Consider the following 15576-nt stretch of genomic DNA (forward strand, 5'->3'; position numbering starts at 1 on the left):
TTTCGGCCCCCGGCCCAACCTAAGGTGGCGGGTTCGTCCCGGCAATGTCGCTGTCCCCCTCCCGCTTGCGGGAGGGGTTAGGGGAGGGCGTGTCTGTCAGCGATGGCGCCTAAAAACAGGCCCTCCCCCAGCCCCTCCCGCAAGCGGGAGGGGAGAGTTGCCGGGATTCTACGATAGTAGTTTCCCAGCGTGGCGCGTTAACCATCATTGCCGCGATAGGAGTCCCCAGGATGCAGCGAGTCGGGGGAACGGTCATGAGCTTTATGGGCACTATCGAGGCGGTGATGCCGCGGATCGCCGTTTTCGGAGTCGGCGGTGCGGGCGGGAACGGTGTTGCCGGTCTGGTCGATGAGAATCTGCCCAACGTCGAATTGATCGTCGCCAATACCGACGCCCAGGCGCTGCGCATGTTGGGCGTTCGCCAGCAACTGCAACTCGGGCGGATGGCGACCCAGGGGCTGGGGGCGGGCGCCTGGCCGGAAGTCGGTCGCGCCGCCGCGCAGGAAGTCATGGATGAAATCGATGCAGCGCTCGAGAATGTCGATTTCTGCTTCATCGCCGCCGGGATGGGCGGCGGCACCGGGACCGGCGCAGCGCCGATCTTCGCCGAGCGCGCCCGGCTACGCGGCATTCCGACCATCGCGGTGGTGACCCGCCCATTCGAGTTCGAAGGGTTGCGGCGGGCGGGCAGGGCGGATCAGGGCATCGCCACGCTCGAGCCGCTGGTCGACGCCTTGATCGTCGTTCCCAACCAAAGGCTGCTCGGCATCGGCGATCTCGAGATGACGTTCAAATCCGCCATGTTGGAATCTAACGCGGTACTGGCCGATGCGGTCGGGGGGATCGCCCATCTGCTGGTAACCCCGGGGCTCAAGCAGATCGGTTTCGCCGAGATGCGCAACGTGATCGCCGAGATGGGTCGGGCAGTGATCGGGTTCGGCGAGGCCACCGAGCGCACGGACCGCGCGGTGCTCGCAGCGGAACGCGCAATGGCCTGTCCGCTGATCGACGACGAAATCGCGGGTGCGGGCAAGTTGATGATCTCGATCAGCGGCGGCACCGACATGTCGCTGATGGAACTCGACGCGATCGTCGCGACGATCGCCGACCAGGCCGCGCCGGACGTCGAGCTCGCCTGGGGAGCGTCGGTGTCGGAGGCGCTCGACGGCGTCGTTCGCGTCGCCCTCATCGCGCAGGGCCATCGGCCCCAAGTGCGCCCGCAGGCGGCAGTCGTTCGCGCCGCACCGGCCTCCATGGCGACCATCTTCTCGTCGGTTGCCGCGCCGGAGCCGGCCACCATCACGCCGGGCATGACCATTGCCGCCGAGCCACCGGTAGCAGCAAGGCCGGCGATCGCGGCCGCGGTCGCGATAGCGGAGCCGATGGTCGTCGCGCCGGCGACCGACATCTCTACCCCCTTTGTCGCAGCCCCGGCGCCACTCGGCGCGACGCAAGCGAGTAGCCCGGGCGATCTCACCGCGGCGCTCGTCGAACCGGCGAGCGACGCGCCGTTGCTCGACCTGATCGAGCGGCTACCGCGGCCGGCGGAGCAGCAAACGCCTGTGCAACCGCGCGCCGAGGCGCCCGCGGCGGTCAACCTCAAGACCTGCACGATGGACGAACTCTGGCTCGGCGATTTCCAATTGGAGGATCCCAGGCGCGCAAGTCTGGTCGAGCAGATATCCAACGCAGTGAAGGGCTTATTTCGCTCGATGACCTTCCGGCTGGGCTTCGGGCGTCATTCGATGATCGCCTATCGCGGCGGCAAGGCGTCGTTGGCGACGTAATTCCGTCCGAAATGGATTCTTTTTATCCCGATAAACACCGCGAGGTTATTGAATTTCTGAAAATATTCCCTGATGCTACCAATCGGTTAGTAAAATGCGGCTGTCCCGCATGGCTGGTAACATAAGGACGGGGGAAAATGCCTGGTCGAATGCGTCGAGGCAGCGACGCATCGAGGCGTGACAAAGTTGCATTGGTGTTGGCTGGAATTGCCGCCCTTGCTGCATCTGCGTCGTTATTTGGCTGGCTGTTAAGAATGCCGGCACTCGCCTCATTTGGCGCGAGTTACGCGCCGGCCTGGCCGCTCACGACTACCGGCTATTTGCTGCTGTCCTTTGCGATGATCGCGGTCATCCTTGGGCAGCGGGTCGCGACGGTGGCGGCGATCGCGGTCCTGGTCCTGGCCGCGCTGGTGATTGGCGAAAGCGTATCGGGCATTCGTCCGGGCATCGATCAGTTGCTCTTTTCCGATCAACTCGCACGCACGACGGCGCCGAATCCCGGGCGACCGGGATTCAATTCGCTGCTGTCGTTCGTGTTTCTCGCGGCGGCGATCCTGTTCGCCCAGCGACGGTCGACTTGGCTGGATCAGGCGGGGAACGTGCTTGCCGCGCTGGCACTGTGTCTCGGTCTCTATTCAACGATAGCATTGATGTGGATCGGCGCCGGAGCCCCGCTCAACCAATTTTTCATCGCGCCGTTGCCGGCCGGCGTCGCATCGCTGGCGCTCTCCTGCTCTTTTCTGTGGTGGAAGCATGAGGCGGGATGGACCGGGCTGCTGTCCGCCGATCAGATGGGACAACCCCTGCGCTGGCTGGTCTTCCCCATATTGTTCGTTCTTCCGGCAATCCCCATTGTGTTCGAACAATGGTCGATAAGGGCCAGCGGCGTCCCGCCGGAAGGCGCCGCCTTGATCGCGATCCTGGTCAATATGCTGATCATGGGCACGATCCTGTTGCTGGTATCCGATCGCCTGACCCGCCAGCGGACGGCGCTGGGCGACCTCAGCGACGCGCTCGACAGCGCCGCCATTGCACTGGTCCGACCGGACGGGACGATCCTCCACTGGACGCGAGGATGCACCGAGCTTTACGGCTGGACCGACACCGAAGCGGTGGGACGCAACAAGCATGAATTGTTGCAATCGCGCGCGACCGGAGGCGCCGATCCGCCACCATTGTCCGCCGACGGCGAGGCCGAATTCCTCGAGCGCACCCGCGACGGGATCGACCTCAACGTGATGGAGCGGCGGCGATACTTGCAGCGCTCGGGCCCCGACGACGTGGTCGTGCTCAAGATGCTCGACCTGACGTCGCGCGTCCAGGCCGAGGAGGAACTTCGCGTCAGTGAGAATCGCCTAGCGATCGCGGCAGAGGTCAATGAGATCGGCGTGTTCGATTGGGACGTCGCGAGCGGGCGCATCAGCTGGTCGCCCGGATCGGAGCAGCGGCTGGGGCTGCCCGCCGGTGCGATCGACACGTTCGATATGTGGCGCGATCATGTCGAGGCCGCGGATGTTTTCGATGTGATGGCGTCGATCGACAGCGCGGTCGCAGATCGGCGCGATCGCTTCGCCTTCCAATATCGCTTCCTTCCCGACGCGGGGTCGCCGCGCACGCTCGAAGGAAACGCGCGTTGCCTGTATGACGAGCAGGGCAATTTCGTGCGATCGGTCGGCTCGGTCATTGATGTCACGCAGCGTAACCGCCGCGAAGCGGAAATGCGGCTCAATTCGATGATAGAGACGGTACCCGACGCGACGATCGTTATCGACGAGCACGCGATCATCAAGAGCTACAGCCCGGCCGCCGAAGCGATGTTCGGTTATTCCGCCGCGTCGGTGATCGGGCGCAACGTCAAAATCCTGATGCCCGACATGCTTGCGTTGCGCCACGACGCGGCGATCGCCGATTATCTCCGCACCGGGGAGCGCAAGGTGATCGGCATGACCCGCGAACTGACCGCGCGCCGCGCCGACGGCACGCAGTTTCCGATCGAACTCAATGTCGGAGAGGCCCGGATCGGTGAGGAGCGGATCTTTACCGGAATCATTCGCGACGTCTCCAAGCGGCTGTTCGAGGAGCAGCGTCTATCCGAACTCAGCGCGGAACTGGCGCATATCTCCCGCCAGCGTGCGATGAGCGAGCTCGCCGCCGATCTGGCGCACGAACTCAATCAGCCGCTCAGCGCGACGTCCAATTTCATCGCCGCGGCGCGGATGCTGATCGAACAGGGCGCAAGCGGCGAGCGCGTCGCCGATCTGCTCCACATGGCGGAAGAGCAGACCCAGCGATCGGGCGACATCATTCGGCGATTGCGCGACTTCCTGGCCAAGCGCGATATCGAAATGCGCCCCGAATCGCTCGAGGATGTGACCAGGGGCGCGGTCGCACTGGTATTTTTCGGCAGCGGGCGCGAGGAGATGGACCTCAGCTACGAGCTCGATCCGACCTGCGACACGATCTTCGCCGATCGCGTGCAAATCCAGCAGGTACTGGTCAATCTATTGCGCAATGCCGTCGAGGCTCTGCGGTCGCTCGACGCGGGCCAGCCCCAGCGGATCATGATCAAGTCGCAACGCGGCGACGACGACATGGTCATGCTCTCGATCAAGGACACAGGACCGGGCATCCCCGACGCGTTGGGCGAACAGCTCTATGCGCGTTTCTCAACCACCAAGTCGGGCACGGCGATGGGGATCGGCCTGTCCATTTCGAGACGTATCGTCGAGGCGCATGGCGGCGTCCTGACGGCGGAGAACCAACCGGGGGGAGGGGCAGCGTTTTGCTTTACCCTGCCGGTGTTCGAGGAGCTGGAAGATGATCCGGAACATCTATCTGATTGATGACGATGATGCCGTGCGGGCGTCGCTGCACGGTCTGCTGTCGCTGCGCTCCGATCTCGTCGTGCGCAATTTTCGCTCGGGCGATCAGTTTCTGGAGCGGGCCCCCGACCTCGAATCGGGGGTGCTGCTGCTCGATTATCACATGCCCGGGAAGAACGGGCTTGAGGTTCTGGAGCAGCTCGGCTCGTTTTCACATGCGCGGTTCCCGGCCATCATCCTGACCGGCGAAGGCAATATCGACGTCGCGGTGCAAGCGATGAAGGCCGGCGCGTTGGATTTCCTCGAAAAGCCGTACAAAGCGGACGCGCTGCTCGAAACGATCAACAAGGCGTTCGACCGGATGGAGCATGACAGCGCGGGATCGGCGCAGATCGAAAGCGCGCGCGCCAAAGTAGACGTCCTTTCGCCCCGAGAGCGCGATGTGCTGACCGGGCTGATCGAGGGTCGGTCGAACAAGGTCATCGCCTACAACCTCGCGATCAGTCCTCGTACCGTCGAGATCTATCGCGCGAACCTGATGACCAAGATGGGTGTGCGCAGTCTGTCAGAGGCGCTGCGCGTGGCGTTCGCCGCCGGCCTTATTTCGCCGGGCTAGAGCGTGATGACGTGAGTTTGCCCCGCCGTGACGGAGCGGATTTTGGCGCAGGGCGAGGAACGAGGAGCGGAGCGATGCAAAATGCATCGTGACCGACGAGAGGCGCTGCAATGCGCCAAAAGGCGCCCGCCGCGTCGTGATTGCCCGGGCGCGCCCGCTGGTCTGCGTCGCGGTCCTTGCGCGTAGCGCCGCTACGCGCTGCACACCGCTCCTTGCCAGCGAACACGCCCGGGCCGGGGTGCAGGCCGCCAAAGCGTCGTCGTCGGTGATCAGCACTGCTTGTTCGATCGTCGTGCCGGACAGCCCGCCGGTCAACTGACCAGGCCTCAGCGTGATCACATTGAAGCCCAGCATCGTCAGCTTGGCCGTCAGGGCGCTGCGCAGGTCATCTTCGGAGATTTGCAGGACAACAAGATCCAGAGGCACGGCAACGTCCAGATAGAAGGGTGCTGCGAAAGGCTAGCGAGCCGCATTGAGACCGTCGGCTCGGGAAACTTACGTAGCGGAAACTGTTCCCCGCTATCTTCGTCCACCCCCGGTTACTGGGCCGGTACTGGTGTCCTAAGTATTTTGCCGCGATGCTTCAACGGCTTGATAAATTGTACCGCCCCGCGCTTGCGCCCCCGATTCTTGACGCCAGCTTTCCCCCGGCAATTCTCCGCAATCGCGTTCAACCCGGTCGAGATCGCCGGTGAAAGGCGGCCGGTGAAAAGCTAGGGTGCCAAGTTGACGGCGGTAAATGCGAGGGTGAGAATCGGCCTGCGCAGCGCATCCCGAACGGTCATTACCCATTCCTCGGTATTCCAGAAGCGCTCCGGCATCTCCTTGAGCACTTCTGCCGCATAGCGCACTGCCTCAATTCGCGCCGCCGCGAGATCGGGCCATTCAGAACCCTGGTGATCGGTAAAATCATCGCCGTCCACGATGTCGAAGAAATAGCGTGGCATGACTCGCTCCAGGCCTAAGGCGGGAGCTCGGCGTCTCTCAGTCGCTGGCGCCTTATTTCGATGGCAAGCGATAATCCTAATCTAGATTAGTTTTACGATCTATACAACTAACATGGATTAGGATCAGGCTCTCTACAACCACGGCCGTCTAATAAAGCTGCCGAAGTCCGCCCGAATCTATTGCGCCTGGACGATTATTGCGTTCCGGAGGCTGTAAGAAATGGTGCCCAAGGGCGGAATCGAACCACCGACACTGCGATTTTCAGTCGCATGCTCTACCAACTGAGCTACTTGGGCATATCCGGCTAAGCGCGGAAGACGCGGCCTCTAATCGCTCGAAACACCGCTGTCCAGTGCTTCCGGGTCGGCGGGTCCCGCCGGGATGCGATAACCTTCGCCCAGCCATTGCAGCAGGTCGCGATCCTTGCAGCGGCGGCTGCAGAACGGCTTGTGCGCGGGATCGGTGATGTTGCCGCAAAGCGGGCAGCTATTGGCCTTGGTCATGACACGAACGAGATGGGGGCGCCGGTCCGCCGTGACAACTCGGCGACCAAATCGGGATGCGCTGCCAACCAGGCGGCGACGCGCGGCCCGGCCGACTGTACCGGCGGCACCGGCGGTGGCGTGCGTTCGATCGTGCGCAGCAGGGCCAATGCCGCGGCCGCGACGGGGTCGGCGCGGAGCAACTCGGGGAGCGCGGCGCGGCGGCGTGGACGGACGATCTGGAGAAACCCGAAGCCGTTGATCGCGGTGCGCTCGAATGGCTGGGGCAGGACGGCATCGATCGCCTCTGCCGCTGCCTGGCGTTCCGCCTTATTGCCCAGAGTCGGGAAATCGATCCCGATCGATCCGCCGATATCGAGTCGGACGATCGCCATCGCCGCGGCGCGCGCCGCCTGGAGCGCGAGCGCGGCAGGGGCACCGGGGCCGTCGACGTCGAACAAGGTCATCGCCGGAGTCGGCGACATCCGCAGTGCGCCGCCGGCAAAGGCGATCTCGCCAGTCTCCGCTTCGTCGAGCACTTCGGACCAGCCCGCGGCCTCGAGCGAGTCCGGCTCATGGGCGCGCAACAGGCGGACCGGAAAGTCGCTTGCCCGGCACCGCGCCAACAGGTCGTCGGCGTCGCGCGGCGCGGCCTCGCTTGCCGTTACCTTGGCGAGCTTTGGGCGGCCCGGTTCGGGAATGGCTTCACGCACGACCTCGACATTCAGTCGCGCACCCAAGGTGATACCGGACGGCAAGCGCTCGATCACCGCGCCGCCGTACGGCGTTTCGATCCTGCTCAGCCCGGCGGCGACGCGCTCGATCAGCTGACCCTCGATCACCGCGCCGAGCTTCAGCCCGCCCGGCCGCTCGATCCGTGCTTCGATGATCCGGCCATCCTCGACCAAAGCGGCGCGCGCTTCGCCGATCCCGGCCTCATAGAGCCACTCAGCCAAGCGGCAGGCCTGCCGAGGTCAGCAACGAGCGCGTCTCGAAGATCGGCAGCCCGACCACGTTGGAATGGCTGCCGGCCAGATAGCGGACAAACGCTTCCGCCTTGCCCTGGATGGCGTAGCCGCCGGCCTTGCCCATGCCTTCGCCGCTGGCGACGTACCAGTCGATCTCGGCGGGGGAGAGGGCCTTGAACGCGACGATCGTGTCGGCGACGCGGACGCGCGGACGGCCGTCCGGCCCGATCACGCACACGCCCGAATAGACATGATGCCGCCGGCCCGACAACTGCCCGAGCATGCGACGCAGATCCGCCTCGTCGGCCGGTTTTTCCAGGATGCGGCGTCCGACCGCGACGGTCGTGTCGCCGGCCAGCACGATCTCGTCTGCCGCGCGCTCGACCGCCAGTGCCTTGGCCTCGGCAAGCCGCGCGACATAGGCACGCGGCGGTTCGGCCTTGAGTGGCGTCTCGTCGATGTCGGGCGCGGCGAGGCGCGCGGGCACGATCCCGATCCGCGCGAGCAATTCGCGGCGGCGAGGACTGGTCGAGGCGAGAACGAGCTTCATTTTTAGGGCGTCATGCCAGCGAAAGCTGGCATCTCGTGCCGCAGGAACCCCAGCGTTCGCTGGGGTGACGGGGCATTATTGCGGCCCCGGTCCGCCGCGGCCCGGCATGAAGCGATAGGTGATGCGACCCTTGGTCAGGTCGTAAGGCGTGAGTTCGACGAGAACTTCGTCGCCGACCAGCACGCGGATGCGGTTCTTGCGCATCTTGCCGGCGGTGTGACCCAGGATCTCATGGTCGTTTTCCAGCCGGACGCGGAACATGGCGTTGGGCAGCAGTTCGACTACCTGGCCACGCATTTCGAGAAGTTCTTCTTTAGCCAAACAATGCCTCATGAGTATGCGGGCCGCGCCGCGTGACGCGCGCCCTTAGCGGATGGGGAACGAAAAGGGAAGCTGCGCTGCCGGGACGGGGCGGCGCGCGCGTCTAAGATATGGAGATTGTGCTCTTGGGCGACAAGAGCAAAGACACTTCCCAGGGATTGACCCAAAGTGCGCACGATGACGCAAATCGCCTAGGCAAGGCGCTGGCCGCATGTCATTTTTGCCGCTTGGTCATTCGCCGGGGGTTTTACCATGCGTCGTCTTTGCGTTTCGCTTGCCGCGCTCGCTGCCTGTTTCGCTGTTCCCCTTCCCGCCGACGCCAGCGGCGATTTCGGGTGTTCGCCGAGTTGGCGGCTGAGCCACGCCAATCTGACCGGTTGCGACGACATGGCGATGCTCGGGCCGGGCAACGACACGCGGACCAATTTGACGATGCTGCTGTTCGATCGCCGCGGGTCGCTGCCCAAGCCGGGCGAGGGCGCGCCGCCGCAGCCGCTTGGGGCCTTGTTCGACTGGCGCACCTTGTCGGGTTGGTTGGCGGTTCGCCCCGACAATAGCGACAGCGACTATTCGTCGGGCGAGGGGTCGCGCTGCCGCACCAACGGCAGCGGCGCTGCGGCGTTCGAGGCTGCCGTCAACGCGGCCAGATTGCCGGGTGGCGAGGGCGCTGCGTTGATCGCGGCGCGCAGGGCGCTCAGCCCGGATTGCGCCAAGCCCGGCGCGAGCGTCAGCGCGGTGCTCGATGGGCAGGTCAAGTCGCCCGCGGGCAAGGCGTTCGCGGCCTATCTCGCCGGCGCGCAGGCTTTTTACGACGGCGATTTCGACACGGCGGGGACGCGGTTCGCCGGTCTGGGCGGGGCGCGTGACGCGTGGCTGCGCGAGACCGCACGCTACATGGCGGCGCGGGTCGAAGTGAACCGCATCCAGGTCGGCCTGTTCGACGAATACGGCAATATCAAGGATCTCAAGACGGTCGACCAGAAGGCCGTCGCCGCGGCCGATACGGGCTTGCGCGGCTATATAAAGGACTATCCCAACGGGCTCTACGCGGCGTCGGCGCGGGGATTGTTGCGGCGGGTCTATTGGTTCGGCAGCAAGCGCGATCTGCTCGCGCAGCAATATGTCGCCTTGTTCGCGCAGCCGGCGGCGGCGCGCGGACTGAACGATGTCGATCTCGCCGAGGAGATGGACACCAAGCTGCTGCCCGATCTGACGATCGGCGACACGCGCGATCCGACCCTGCTCGCGGTGCTCGATCTGCGGCGGATGCGGATGGCGGATGACGAGGTCAGCGCGGGCTGCTGCACCAATCCGATCACGCTCGCCGAGATCACCGGCCAGCGCGCCGCGTTCGCCGGCAACCAGCCGCTGTTCCACTATCTGGTCGCGGCGCACCAATTCTATATCGGCAGGAAGCCGGCGGAAGTGCTCAAGCTGATCCCCGATGCCGCGCGGCAATCGAGCTTCAGCGAGGTCCAGTTCAGCCGCCAGATGCTGCGCGGCATGGCGCTCGACGCGGTCGGCGATCGCAATGCGCGCGGCTTCTGGCTGGAGATGCTGCCGGGGGCGAAGCTCGACGCGCAGCATTCGGCGCTCGAACTCGCGCTTGCCTGGCATGACGAGCGGACCGGCGGGCTGGCGCGGGTGTTCGCGCCCGATTCGCCGGTCGACGACGCGACGTTGCGCGGCATCCTGCTGATGAACGTCGCCGATGCCGGGTTGCTGCGCAAACAGGCGACCGGGGCGAAGGCGCCGCACGAACGTCAGCTCGCCTTGTTCACCTTGCTCTACAAGGAATTGAGCCGCGGCGCGTATCGCGATTTCGGGACCGACCTAGCGCTGGTGCCGGCGGGTGCTGCGAGCGACACCAATTTCTACGACTTGCTGGGGTCAGAGCAATTGCCGCTCGGCCTGTTCCTCAAGCCCACCCAGGCGAGCGATATCGACTGCCCCGCGCTCAAGCGCCTCGCGTCGGATCTCGCCGCGGCGCCGGGTAGCGCGCATGCCCGGCTGTGCCTGGCCGATTTCTTCCGCGCCAATGGGTTCGACCAGTTCGTGCTCGACACCCAACCGCCCAAACAGGATCTCGGCGGGACCAGGACCCTGTTCGCCGGGCCGGTCTATTCGCGGCTGGAGGTCTATAAAGCGATCGTCGCCGACCCCAAGGCGCCAGGCGACGACAAGGCCTATGCCTTGTTCCGCGCGGTCAATTGCTATGCGCCGTCGGGCAACAATTCGTGCGGCGGGGCCGATGTCGACAAGAATATACGCAAATCGTGGTTCACGCGGCTCAAGAGTGATTATCCCAAATCGCGCTGGGCGAGCGAGCTGCGCTATTATTGGTAGGCAGTGATCCGCGCCGCCATCGCCGTCGCGGCTATGGGCATCGCGCTGCTGCCGGTCCCGATCGCGCGGGAGGGGCGCGTCGCGCCGGCCTATGACGCGGTCTGGTTATGGGCCGGGGTGAAGGCGCAGCCGGCGCTGGCGACGGCCAGGCGGCTGTATCTGTTGCAGGGGCAAATCGAGGCGACCGATCCGGTCCGCTATGCGGCACAACGCGCGGCGATTCCGCGGCTGGGCAATCGCGAAGTCTGGATGGTGGTGCGGGTCGAGACGCTCGCCTGGTCGCCCGCCATCTATGACCAATTGCTCGCGGCGCTGAGGCGGTGGCGCGCGGCGGGCAGTCGCGTCGTCGGCGTCCAGATCGATTTCGACGCGCGGACGCGGCATCTGGAGGATTATGCCGCTTTCCTGCGCGGATTGCGCGCGCGGTTGCCGGGTGACTGTCACCTGGGGATTACTGGATTGCTCGACTGGAGTGCGAACGGGGATCCGAAAGGGCTCGATGCGCTGGCTGGTGTAGTCGATGAGGCGGTGCTGCAAATCTACCAGGGGGATCATGTCATTCCTGGGTATCAGGCGTATCTGGCGAAACTCGATCGGTTGAAGTTGCCGTTCCGGATCGGCCTGCTGCAGGGGGGTGAGTGGCAGCCGCCGCCGGGGCTGGAGGAGAATCCGTGGTTTCAGGGGTATGTGACTTTTTTGGTCAATCCGACCGCCCCCGAAAATAAAGAGTAGAACGCTTCCCCAACGCCTCTCCGGCGAAGGCCGGCATTCCGTCATCCCAGCGAAAGCTGGGATCTCATGCGATTGATATACTGCACGAGACCCCAGCTTTCGCTGGGGTGACGGCTGTTACTCGGCGGCGTAGGCGGCCAAGCTTAGGCGAATTAGCGATCGCGTCCCGCGGCTGAGAGCGCATCGGGACTGGGCGCCGGCCTTCGCCGGGGAAGCGTAGAGAAATCGGTGCCCCCTAAGACCCCGGACACACCCGCCCAGCCGCCGCCGTTCGCAGCAAGCTCGCCCGGTTGGCCCTCAAATCAGCGCCACTCCGCGCCTGTGGCTCGGGCCCATCGGCGAGTCCCTTCCACAACGCGGCATTGAACCGCGGCGTGTCGAGCCGGTCCTCGCTGGTGAAGTTCTGGCCCTGCATCGCCGCCGCCCACCAGCCGGCGTCGCGCGGCGGGCAGACATTCGCAGCCGTCTTCGCAGCGACGAAGCGCTCGGCCGGAATCGGCAGCTTGGTGCCGCGCAGCACGTCGGCTGCTGTCGCGCGGAAGGTCCAGTCCTTTTGGTTGAGGTCGAACACATCGGCCATCGGCGCCGCCAGCGCATCGTTGAGCCCGAGCGGCGGCAGGCCGAGCACCGCCTCGATCGTCCGCAGCATGCTGACGGTGGTGTAGCGGGTCGTGACCAGAGCGTGCTGCTTGACATACGGCCCGACGACGAAGGCGATGCTGCGGCGTGCATCGACATGGTCGCCGCCATTCTGAGCGTCGTCCTCGATCACGAACACCAGGGTCGAGTCCTTGAACGAGCTATTGGCGATACGTTCGAGCACCATGCCGACCGAATAATCATTGTCGGCCATCTCGGCCTCGACCGTATTCACCCCGTCGACCGCTTCCTTGAAGTCGCCGAAATGGTCGTGGCTGAGGCGCAGCAGGGTGAGCGCGGGCATCGTTCCCGCCTTGTCCTGCTGGTCGAACTCGCGCTGCCATTCGAGCACACGCCAATAATCGGGCAATTTCTGGTCGAAGCCGCGGAAATAGGGATCGCTGCGGCTGGCGAGGTCGCGATCGGCAGGCGTCCAGATCGTGCGCTTGTCCTTGAACGGCTCGCGCAGCAGCGGGACGAAACCGGGCGATTCGCTGTCATAGACCGAGGCGTCGGCGAACCCGTAATTGCGCACGGTCAGTCCGGCGCGGATCGCCGCGTTCCACAGATAGCCCTGGCCGGGCAGCTTGTCGTCATCGGCATCGGGCGCGTTGAGCAGAGCGGGGCCGGGCATCAGATCGGGATCGTCGGGATGGCGGGGATCGACCTTGCGGCGCTCGGCCAGGCTGAGGCTGGTCGCGACGTTGCGATCCGCTTCCTCCGATTCATAAGCCAAGCCGCGTGCCGCGTAATTCACCGGTGCGGTCTTTTCGAGCAGATCGGGAACGCGCGCGGCGGTGGTCCAGGTCCAACCGGTGCTCGATTGCTCGCCCGAATCGTAGAAATTGTCGAGCGTGACGAAATTGCGCGCCATATTGTGATGGTTGGGGCTCAGCGCCTCGCCCAGGATCGCCAGGCGGGGATCGCCATTGCCGACCTCGAGGTCGCCCAGCACCTGATCATAAGTGCGGTTTTCCTTAACGATGAAGACGACGTGCTTGATGCGCTTGGCGACCTCGGCCATCCGTGCCTCCGCCGCGCGGCGCGCCGTGGCGTTCGACAGGCCGATATTGTCGGCGACCTGCAGCGTGGTCTTGGCCAGCGCGCGGCCGTCGGGCATCGCGAAGGTCAGCAGTCCGGCTTTTTCGAGCTGGAAGATATACTGATTGGCAGCGCCACACGCGCTCGGCTGCGCCTTTTGCACAGCGATCTTGGGTGCGCAGCCCTGGGGATTGGGGCCGGGCGGGCTCTTGCGATTGACGACGAAGACGCGTCCGCCATCGGCGCTGGTCGCGACCGCGCTGGGATACCAGCCGGTTGGCACCACGCCGACCACCTCGGCGGTCGCTGCGCTCGGCGTGACTATCGCCAGCGCGTTGATCCCGCCATAAGTGACCAGCAAGGTCCCCGCCGGCGTCAGCGCGAGGCCATTGGGGTTCAGCCCCTTGCCGAGCGGGCCCGTCGACAGGCTGTCGGGCAGGCCAAGCCGTGGCTCGCCGGCGAGCGTGTCGGTCGTCAGGTCGACCATCGCCAGGCGATCGGCATTGTCCTCGGTAGCGTAGAGGCGGTGCGTCCGCGGCGCGATCAGCATCGCGGTCGGCTCGCCGGTCGTCGCGATGCGTTTGGCGACGCGGATGGCGCGACCGGCGATGTCGAGCGCGACGATCTGGCGGTCGCGCGGCGCCGAGACATAAGCGCGCTTATTGTCGCGCCAGACGATCGCGAAGGGGAATTCCCCGCCGGGCTGGCCGGCGGCGGCGGGATCGATCTTGCCCGGCCGCAAATCCTGTTCGGCGATAATCGCGTGGGTAGCGAGATCGATTAGGGTGACCGAGTCGTTGTAATAATTGGCGACCAGCAGGCGCTTGCCGTCGGGGCTGACCGCGACGCCCGCCGCCTGCGGCTTGACGTCGACGCCATTGCCGGTCGCGTGGCCGAGCTTGATCGGATTGCCGGCGGGCGCGAAACCGGTCTTGCCGCGGCGGAATAGATGAACGACGTCGTCGACCCCGCCGCCGACCGCAAAGCCTCGCCCGTCGGGCGTCCAGGCCACGCCCGAATAGGCATTGGGCACGACCAATGTCTGCTCCAACCGCGCGCCGGCGCGATCGATGCGATAGGCGAAGACATATTGGCCGGATTGCGCGGCGACGATCTTGCCGTCGGGGCCGTTGAAGCGATTGAACCCGCTGGTCAGCACCAGCATCTCGCGGCGATCGGGGCTGACCGCGATCGCGGCGGCGCCGTCGGCGACATAATCGGGATGCGGGCCGACCCGCGACACCAATGGACGGAACACCGCGCCGGGCGCGGCGAGTGGGGAGAGCGACTGGCCGGTGGGCAATTGCTGGGCGGACGCCGCGGCGCCAAGCCCGGCGACAAGTCCGATTAGCGCGCGCATCCTCATTGACGTCTCCCCTTCATCCGGGGCGGATAGGACGCGGTTGCTACGCTTCGATGACGGGCCTTACTCGGCCTCGTCCGCGCCCTCGTCCGAATCCGCAGCGGTATGGAAATAGGCCTCGACCGGACCCGACAGTTTGATCGTCAGCGGGTTGCCGTGGCGATCGACCTTCTTGCCGAGCGCGACGCGGACCCAGCCTTCCGAAATCGAATATTCCTCGACATCGGTGCGCTCGGCACCCTTGAAGCGGATGCCGACGCCGCGCTGCAGCGCGTCCTGGTCGAAAAAGGGGCTGCGAGGATTGCTCGACAAATGATCGGGGGGCGTATCGGTCATGGCGCGGGCTATTGCCGCGAGCCGACCCAAAAAGCAAACGGCGCGGGAGATGCCTCCCGCGCCGTTCCAATCATGCCTGCGTCGGCTTCTATGGTTTCAGCAGAGCTGAAACGGTTGCGGTGCCGGCCCGCTCCCCCACCCGGCCACCCGGCAGGGTATTCTATGGGCGGCCGGGTGGGGGAGCGGGCCGGCACCGATCAGCGGAGCTGAAAAGGATCAGTTGCAGACGCGGACCCGGACGCTGCGATCCCAATAGGGGTCGTAGCGGCGCTCGACCCAGCAGCGGCGATAGTCGCGATAGCGATAGGCGTAATAGCCGTCCGGCGGATAATAGCCGCGCTCGCGATAATAATAATTATCGTAATCAGCGCGATAGCCGCGGCTGCGATAATAATAATCACGGTCGTAACGGTCGTTCGACGAGGATGCGATCGCCGCGCCCAGCGCCAGGCCGACGATGCCGCCCGCGAGCACCGCACCGGTATCGTCATGGCCACGGTGCCAGCGGCGATAACGCTGTGCATCGGCCGGAGCGGCGGCGGTCAGTGCGGTGGCTGCGAGCGTGGTGCCCAGCACCGCCTTGGTCAGGAACTTGTTCATGTGAAACTCCATCGTCAAGCACTCG

Annotated in this window: 14 protein-coding genes and 1 tRNA gene; 5 read left to right on the forward strand and 10 right to left on the reverse strand. The window is 65.2% G+C overall.

The genetic code is table 11. The annotated features are described in order from the left end of the window. Positions 1-254: 254 nt before the first annotated feature. The 3 genes from ftsZ (at position 255) to AC1DSD_RS18460 (ending at position 5225) form a co-directional block, all read left to right on the forward strand. Entirely contained in the window at positions 255-1787 is a 1533-nt protein-coding gene (gene ftsZ, locus AC1DSD_RS18450) for a cell division protein FtsZ (protein WP_478032159.1), read from the forward strand. 254 nt (positions 1788-2041) lie between these two features. Next, on the forward strand, positions 2042-4630 hold the full coding sequence (locus AC1DSD_RS18455; protein ID WP_478032160.1) for a PAS domain S-box protein: 2589 nt from the start codon (positions 2042-2044) through the stop codon (positions 4628-4630). Next, positions 4605-5225 (forward strand): response regulator transcription factor, encoded by a 621-nt coding sequence (locus tag AC1DSD_RS18460; RefSeq protein ID WP_478032161.1) that lies wholly within the window; start codon positions 4605-4607, stop codon positions 5223-5225. Before AC1DSD_RS18455 ends, AC1DSD_RS18460 begins: the two co-directional genes overlap by 26 nt. Here the strand turns inward: AC1DSD_RS18460 and AC1DSD_RS18465 are convergent. The 7 genes from AC1DSD_RS18465 to infA form a co-directional block, all read right to left on the reverse strand. Then, entirely contained in the window at positions 5175-5651 is a 477-nt protein-coding gene (locus AC1DSD_RS18465; protein ID WP_478032162.1) for a hypothetical protein, read from the reverse strand. The genes AC1DSD_RS18460 and AC1DSD_RS18465 overlap by 51 nt on opposite strands. A 287-nt stretch (positions 5652-5938) precedes the next feature. Continuing rightward, entirely contained in the window at positions 5939-6172 is a 234-nt protein-coding gene (locus AC1DSD_RS18470) for a DUF6894 family protein (protein ID WP_478032163.1), read from the reverse strand. A gap of 221 nt (positions 6173-6393) precedes the next feature. After that, positions 6394-6469 (reverse strand) — tRNA-Phe (locus tag AC1DSD_RS18475). Positions 6470-6499: 30 nt separating this feature from the next. Next, positions 6500-6676 (reverse strand): DNA gyrase inhibitor YacG, encoded by a 177-nt coding sequence (locus tag AC1DSD_RS18480; RefSeq protein WP_084238509.1) that lies wholly within the window; start codon positions 6674-6676, stop codon positions 6500-6502. Further along, positions 6673-7611, reverse strand: a complete 939-nt coding sequence (locus AC1DSD_RS18485) for a ribonuclease (protein ID WP_478032164.1) — start codon at positions 7609-7611, stop codon at positions 6673-6675. The genes AC1DSD_RS18480 and AC1DSD_RS18485 overlap by 4 nt, the downstream gene beginning before the upstream one ends. Then, a complete protein-coding gene (locus AC1DSD_RS18490; protein WP_478032165.1) occupies positions 7604-8173 on the reverse strand; it encodes a Maf family protein in 570 nt (189 codons plus the stop codon). Before AC1DSD_RS18490 ends, AC1DSD_RS18485 begins: the two co-directional genes overlap by 8 nt. A gap of 75 nt (positions 8174-8248) precedes the next feature. Continuing rightward, on the reverse strand, positions 8249-8494 hold the full coding sequence (gene infA / locus AC1DSD_RS18495; RefSeq protein ID WP_026325702.1) for a translation initiation factor IF-1: 246 nt from the start codon (positions 8492-8494) through the stop codon (positions 8249-8251). A gap of 252 nt (positions 8495-8746) precedes the next feature. Between infA and AC1DSD_RS18500 the strand changes: the two genes are divergently transcribed. Both AC1DSD_RS18500 and AC1DSD_RS18505 read left to right on the forward strand, forming a co-directional pair. Next, positions 8747-10840, forward strand: coding sequence for a PA5441 family protein (locus AC1DSD_RS18500; protein ID WP_478032166.1), 2094 nt, complete (start codon positions 8747-8749; stop codon positions 10838-10840). Between the two features lie 3 nt (positions 10841-10843). Beyond that, positions 10844-11572 (forward strand): DUF3142 domain-containing protein, encoded by a 729-nt coding sequence (locus AC1DSD_RS18505; RefSeq protein WP_478032167.1) that lies wholly within the window; start codon positions 10844-10846, stop codon positions 11570-11572. A gap of 235 nt (positions 11573-11807) precedes the next feature. Here the strand turns inward: AC1DSD_RS18505 and AC1DSD_RS18510 are convergent, their stop codons facing one another. From AC1DSD_RS18510 to AC1DSD_RS18520, 3 genes are all read right to left on the reverse strand, one after another. Next, positions 11808-14618 (reverse strand): bifunctional YncE family protein/alkaline phosphatase family protein, encoded by a 2811-nt coding sequence (locus tag AC1DSD_RS18510; protein ID WP_478032168.1) that lies wholly within the window; start codon positions 14616-14618, stop codon positions 11808-11810. Between the two features lie 60 nt (positions 14619-14678). Beyond that, positions 14679-14951 carry a DUF3297 family protein gene (locus tag AC1DSD_RS18515; RefSeq protein ID WP_478032169.1) on the reverse strand — a complete coding sequence of 91 codons (273 nt, stop codon included), beginning with the start codon at positions 14949-14951 and terminating at the stop codon, positions 14679-14681. 216 nt (positions 14952-15167) lie between these two features. After that, positions 15168-15551: a hypothetical protein gene (locus tag AC1DSD_RS18520; RefSeq protein WP_478032171.1), complete on the reverse strand. Its 384-nt coding sequence runs from the start codon at positions 15549-15551 to the stop codon at positions 15168-15170. Positions 15552-15576 lie beyond the last annotated feature (25 nt).

Source organism: Sphingomonas sp. P4_D12 (assembly GCF_056401895.1).

Excerpts from the sequence above, each read along its gene's own strand:
- ftsZ (WP_478032159.1), top strand. The coding sequence starts at position 255 with ATGAGCTTTATGGGCACTATCGAGGCGGTGATGCCGCGGATCGCCGTT.
- AC1DSD_RS18460 (WP_478032161.1), top strand. The coding sequence starts at position 4,605 with ATGATCCGGAACATCTATCTGATTGATGACGATGATGCCGTGCGGGCG.
- AC1DSD_RS18515 (WP_478032169.1), bottom strand. The coding sequence starts at position 14,951 with ATGACCGATACGCCCCCCGATCATTTGTCGAGCAATCCTCGCAGCCCC.
- AC1DSD_RS18455 (WP_478032160.1), top strand. The coding sequence starts at position 2,042 with ATGCCGGCACTCGCCTCATTTGGCGCGAGTTACGCGCCGGCCTGGCCG.
- AC1DSD_RS18500 (WP_478032166.1), top strand. The coding sequence starts at position 8,747 with ATGCGTCGTCTTTGCGTTTCGCTTGCCGCGCTCGCTGCCTGTTTCGCT.
- AC1DSD_RS18470 (WP_478032163.1), bottom strand. The coding sequence starts at position 6,172 with ATGCCACGCTATTTCTTCGACATCGTGGACGGCGATGATTTTACCGAT.
- AC1DSD_RS18490 (WP_478032165.1), bottom strand. The coding sequence starts at position 8,173 with ATGAAGCTCGTTCTCGCCTCGACCAGTCCTCGCCGCCGCGAATTGCTC.
- AC1DSD_RS18510 (WP_478032168.1), bottom strand. The coding sequence starts at position 14,618 with ATGAGGATGCGCGCGCTAATCGGACTTGTCGCCGGGCTTGGCGCCGCG.
- AC1DSD_RS18520 (WP_478032171.1), bottom strand. The coding sequence starts at position 15,551 with ATGAACAAGTTCCTGACCAAGGCGGTGCTGGGCACCACGCTCGCAGCC.
- AC1DSD_RS18480 (WP_084238509.1), bottom strand. The coding sequence starts at position 6,676 with ATGACCAAGGCCAATAGCTGCCCGCTTTGCGGCAACATCACCGATCCC.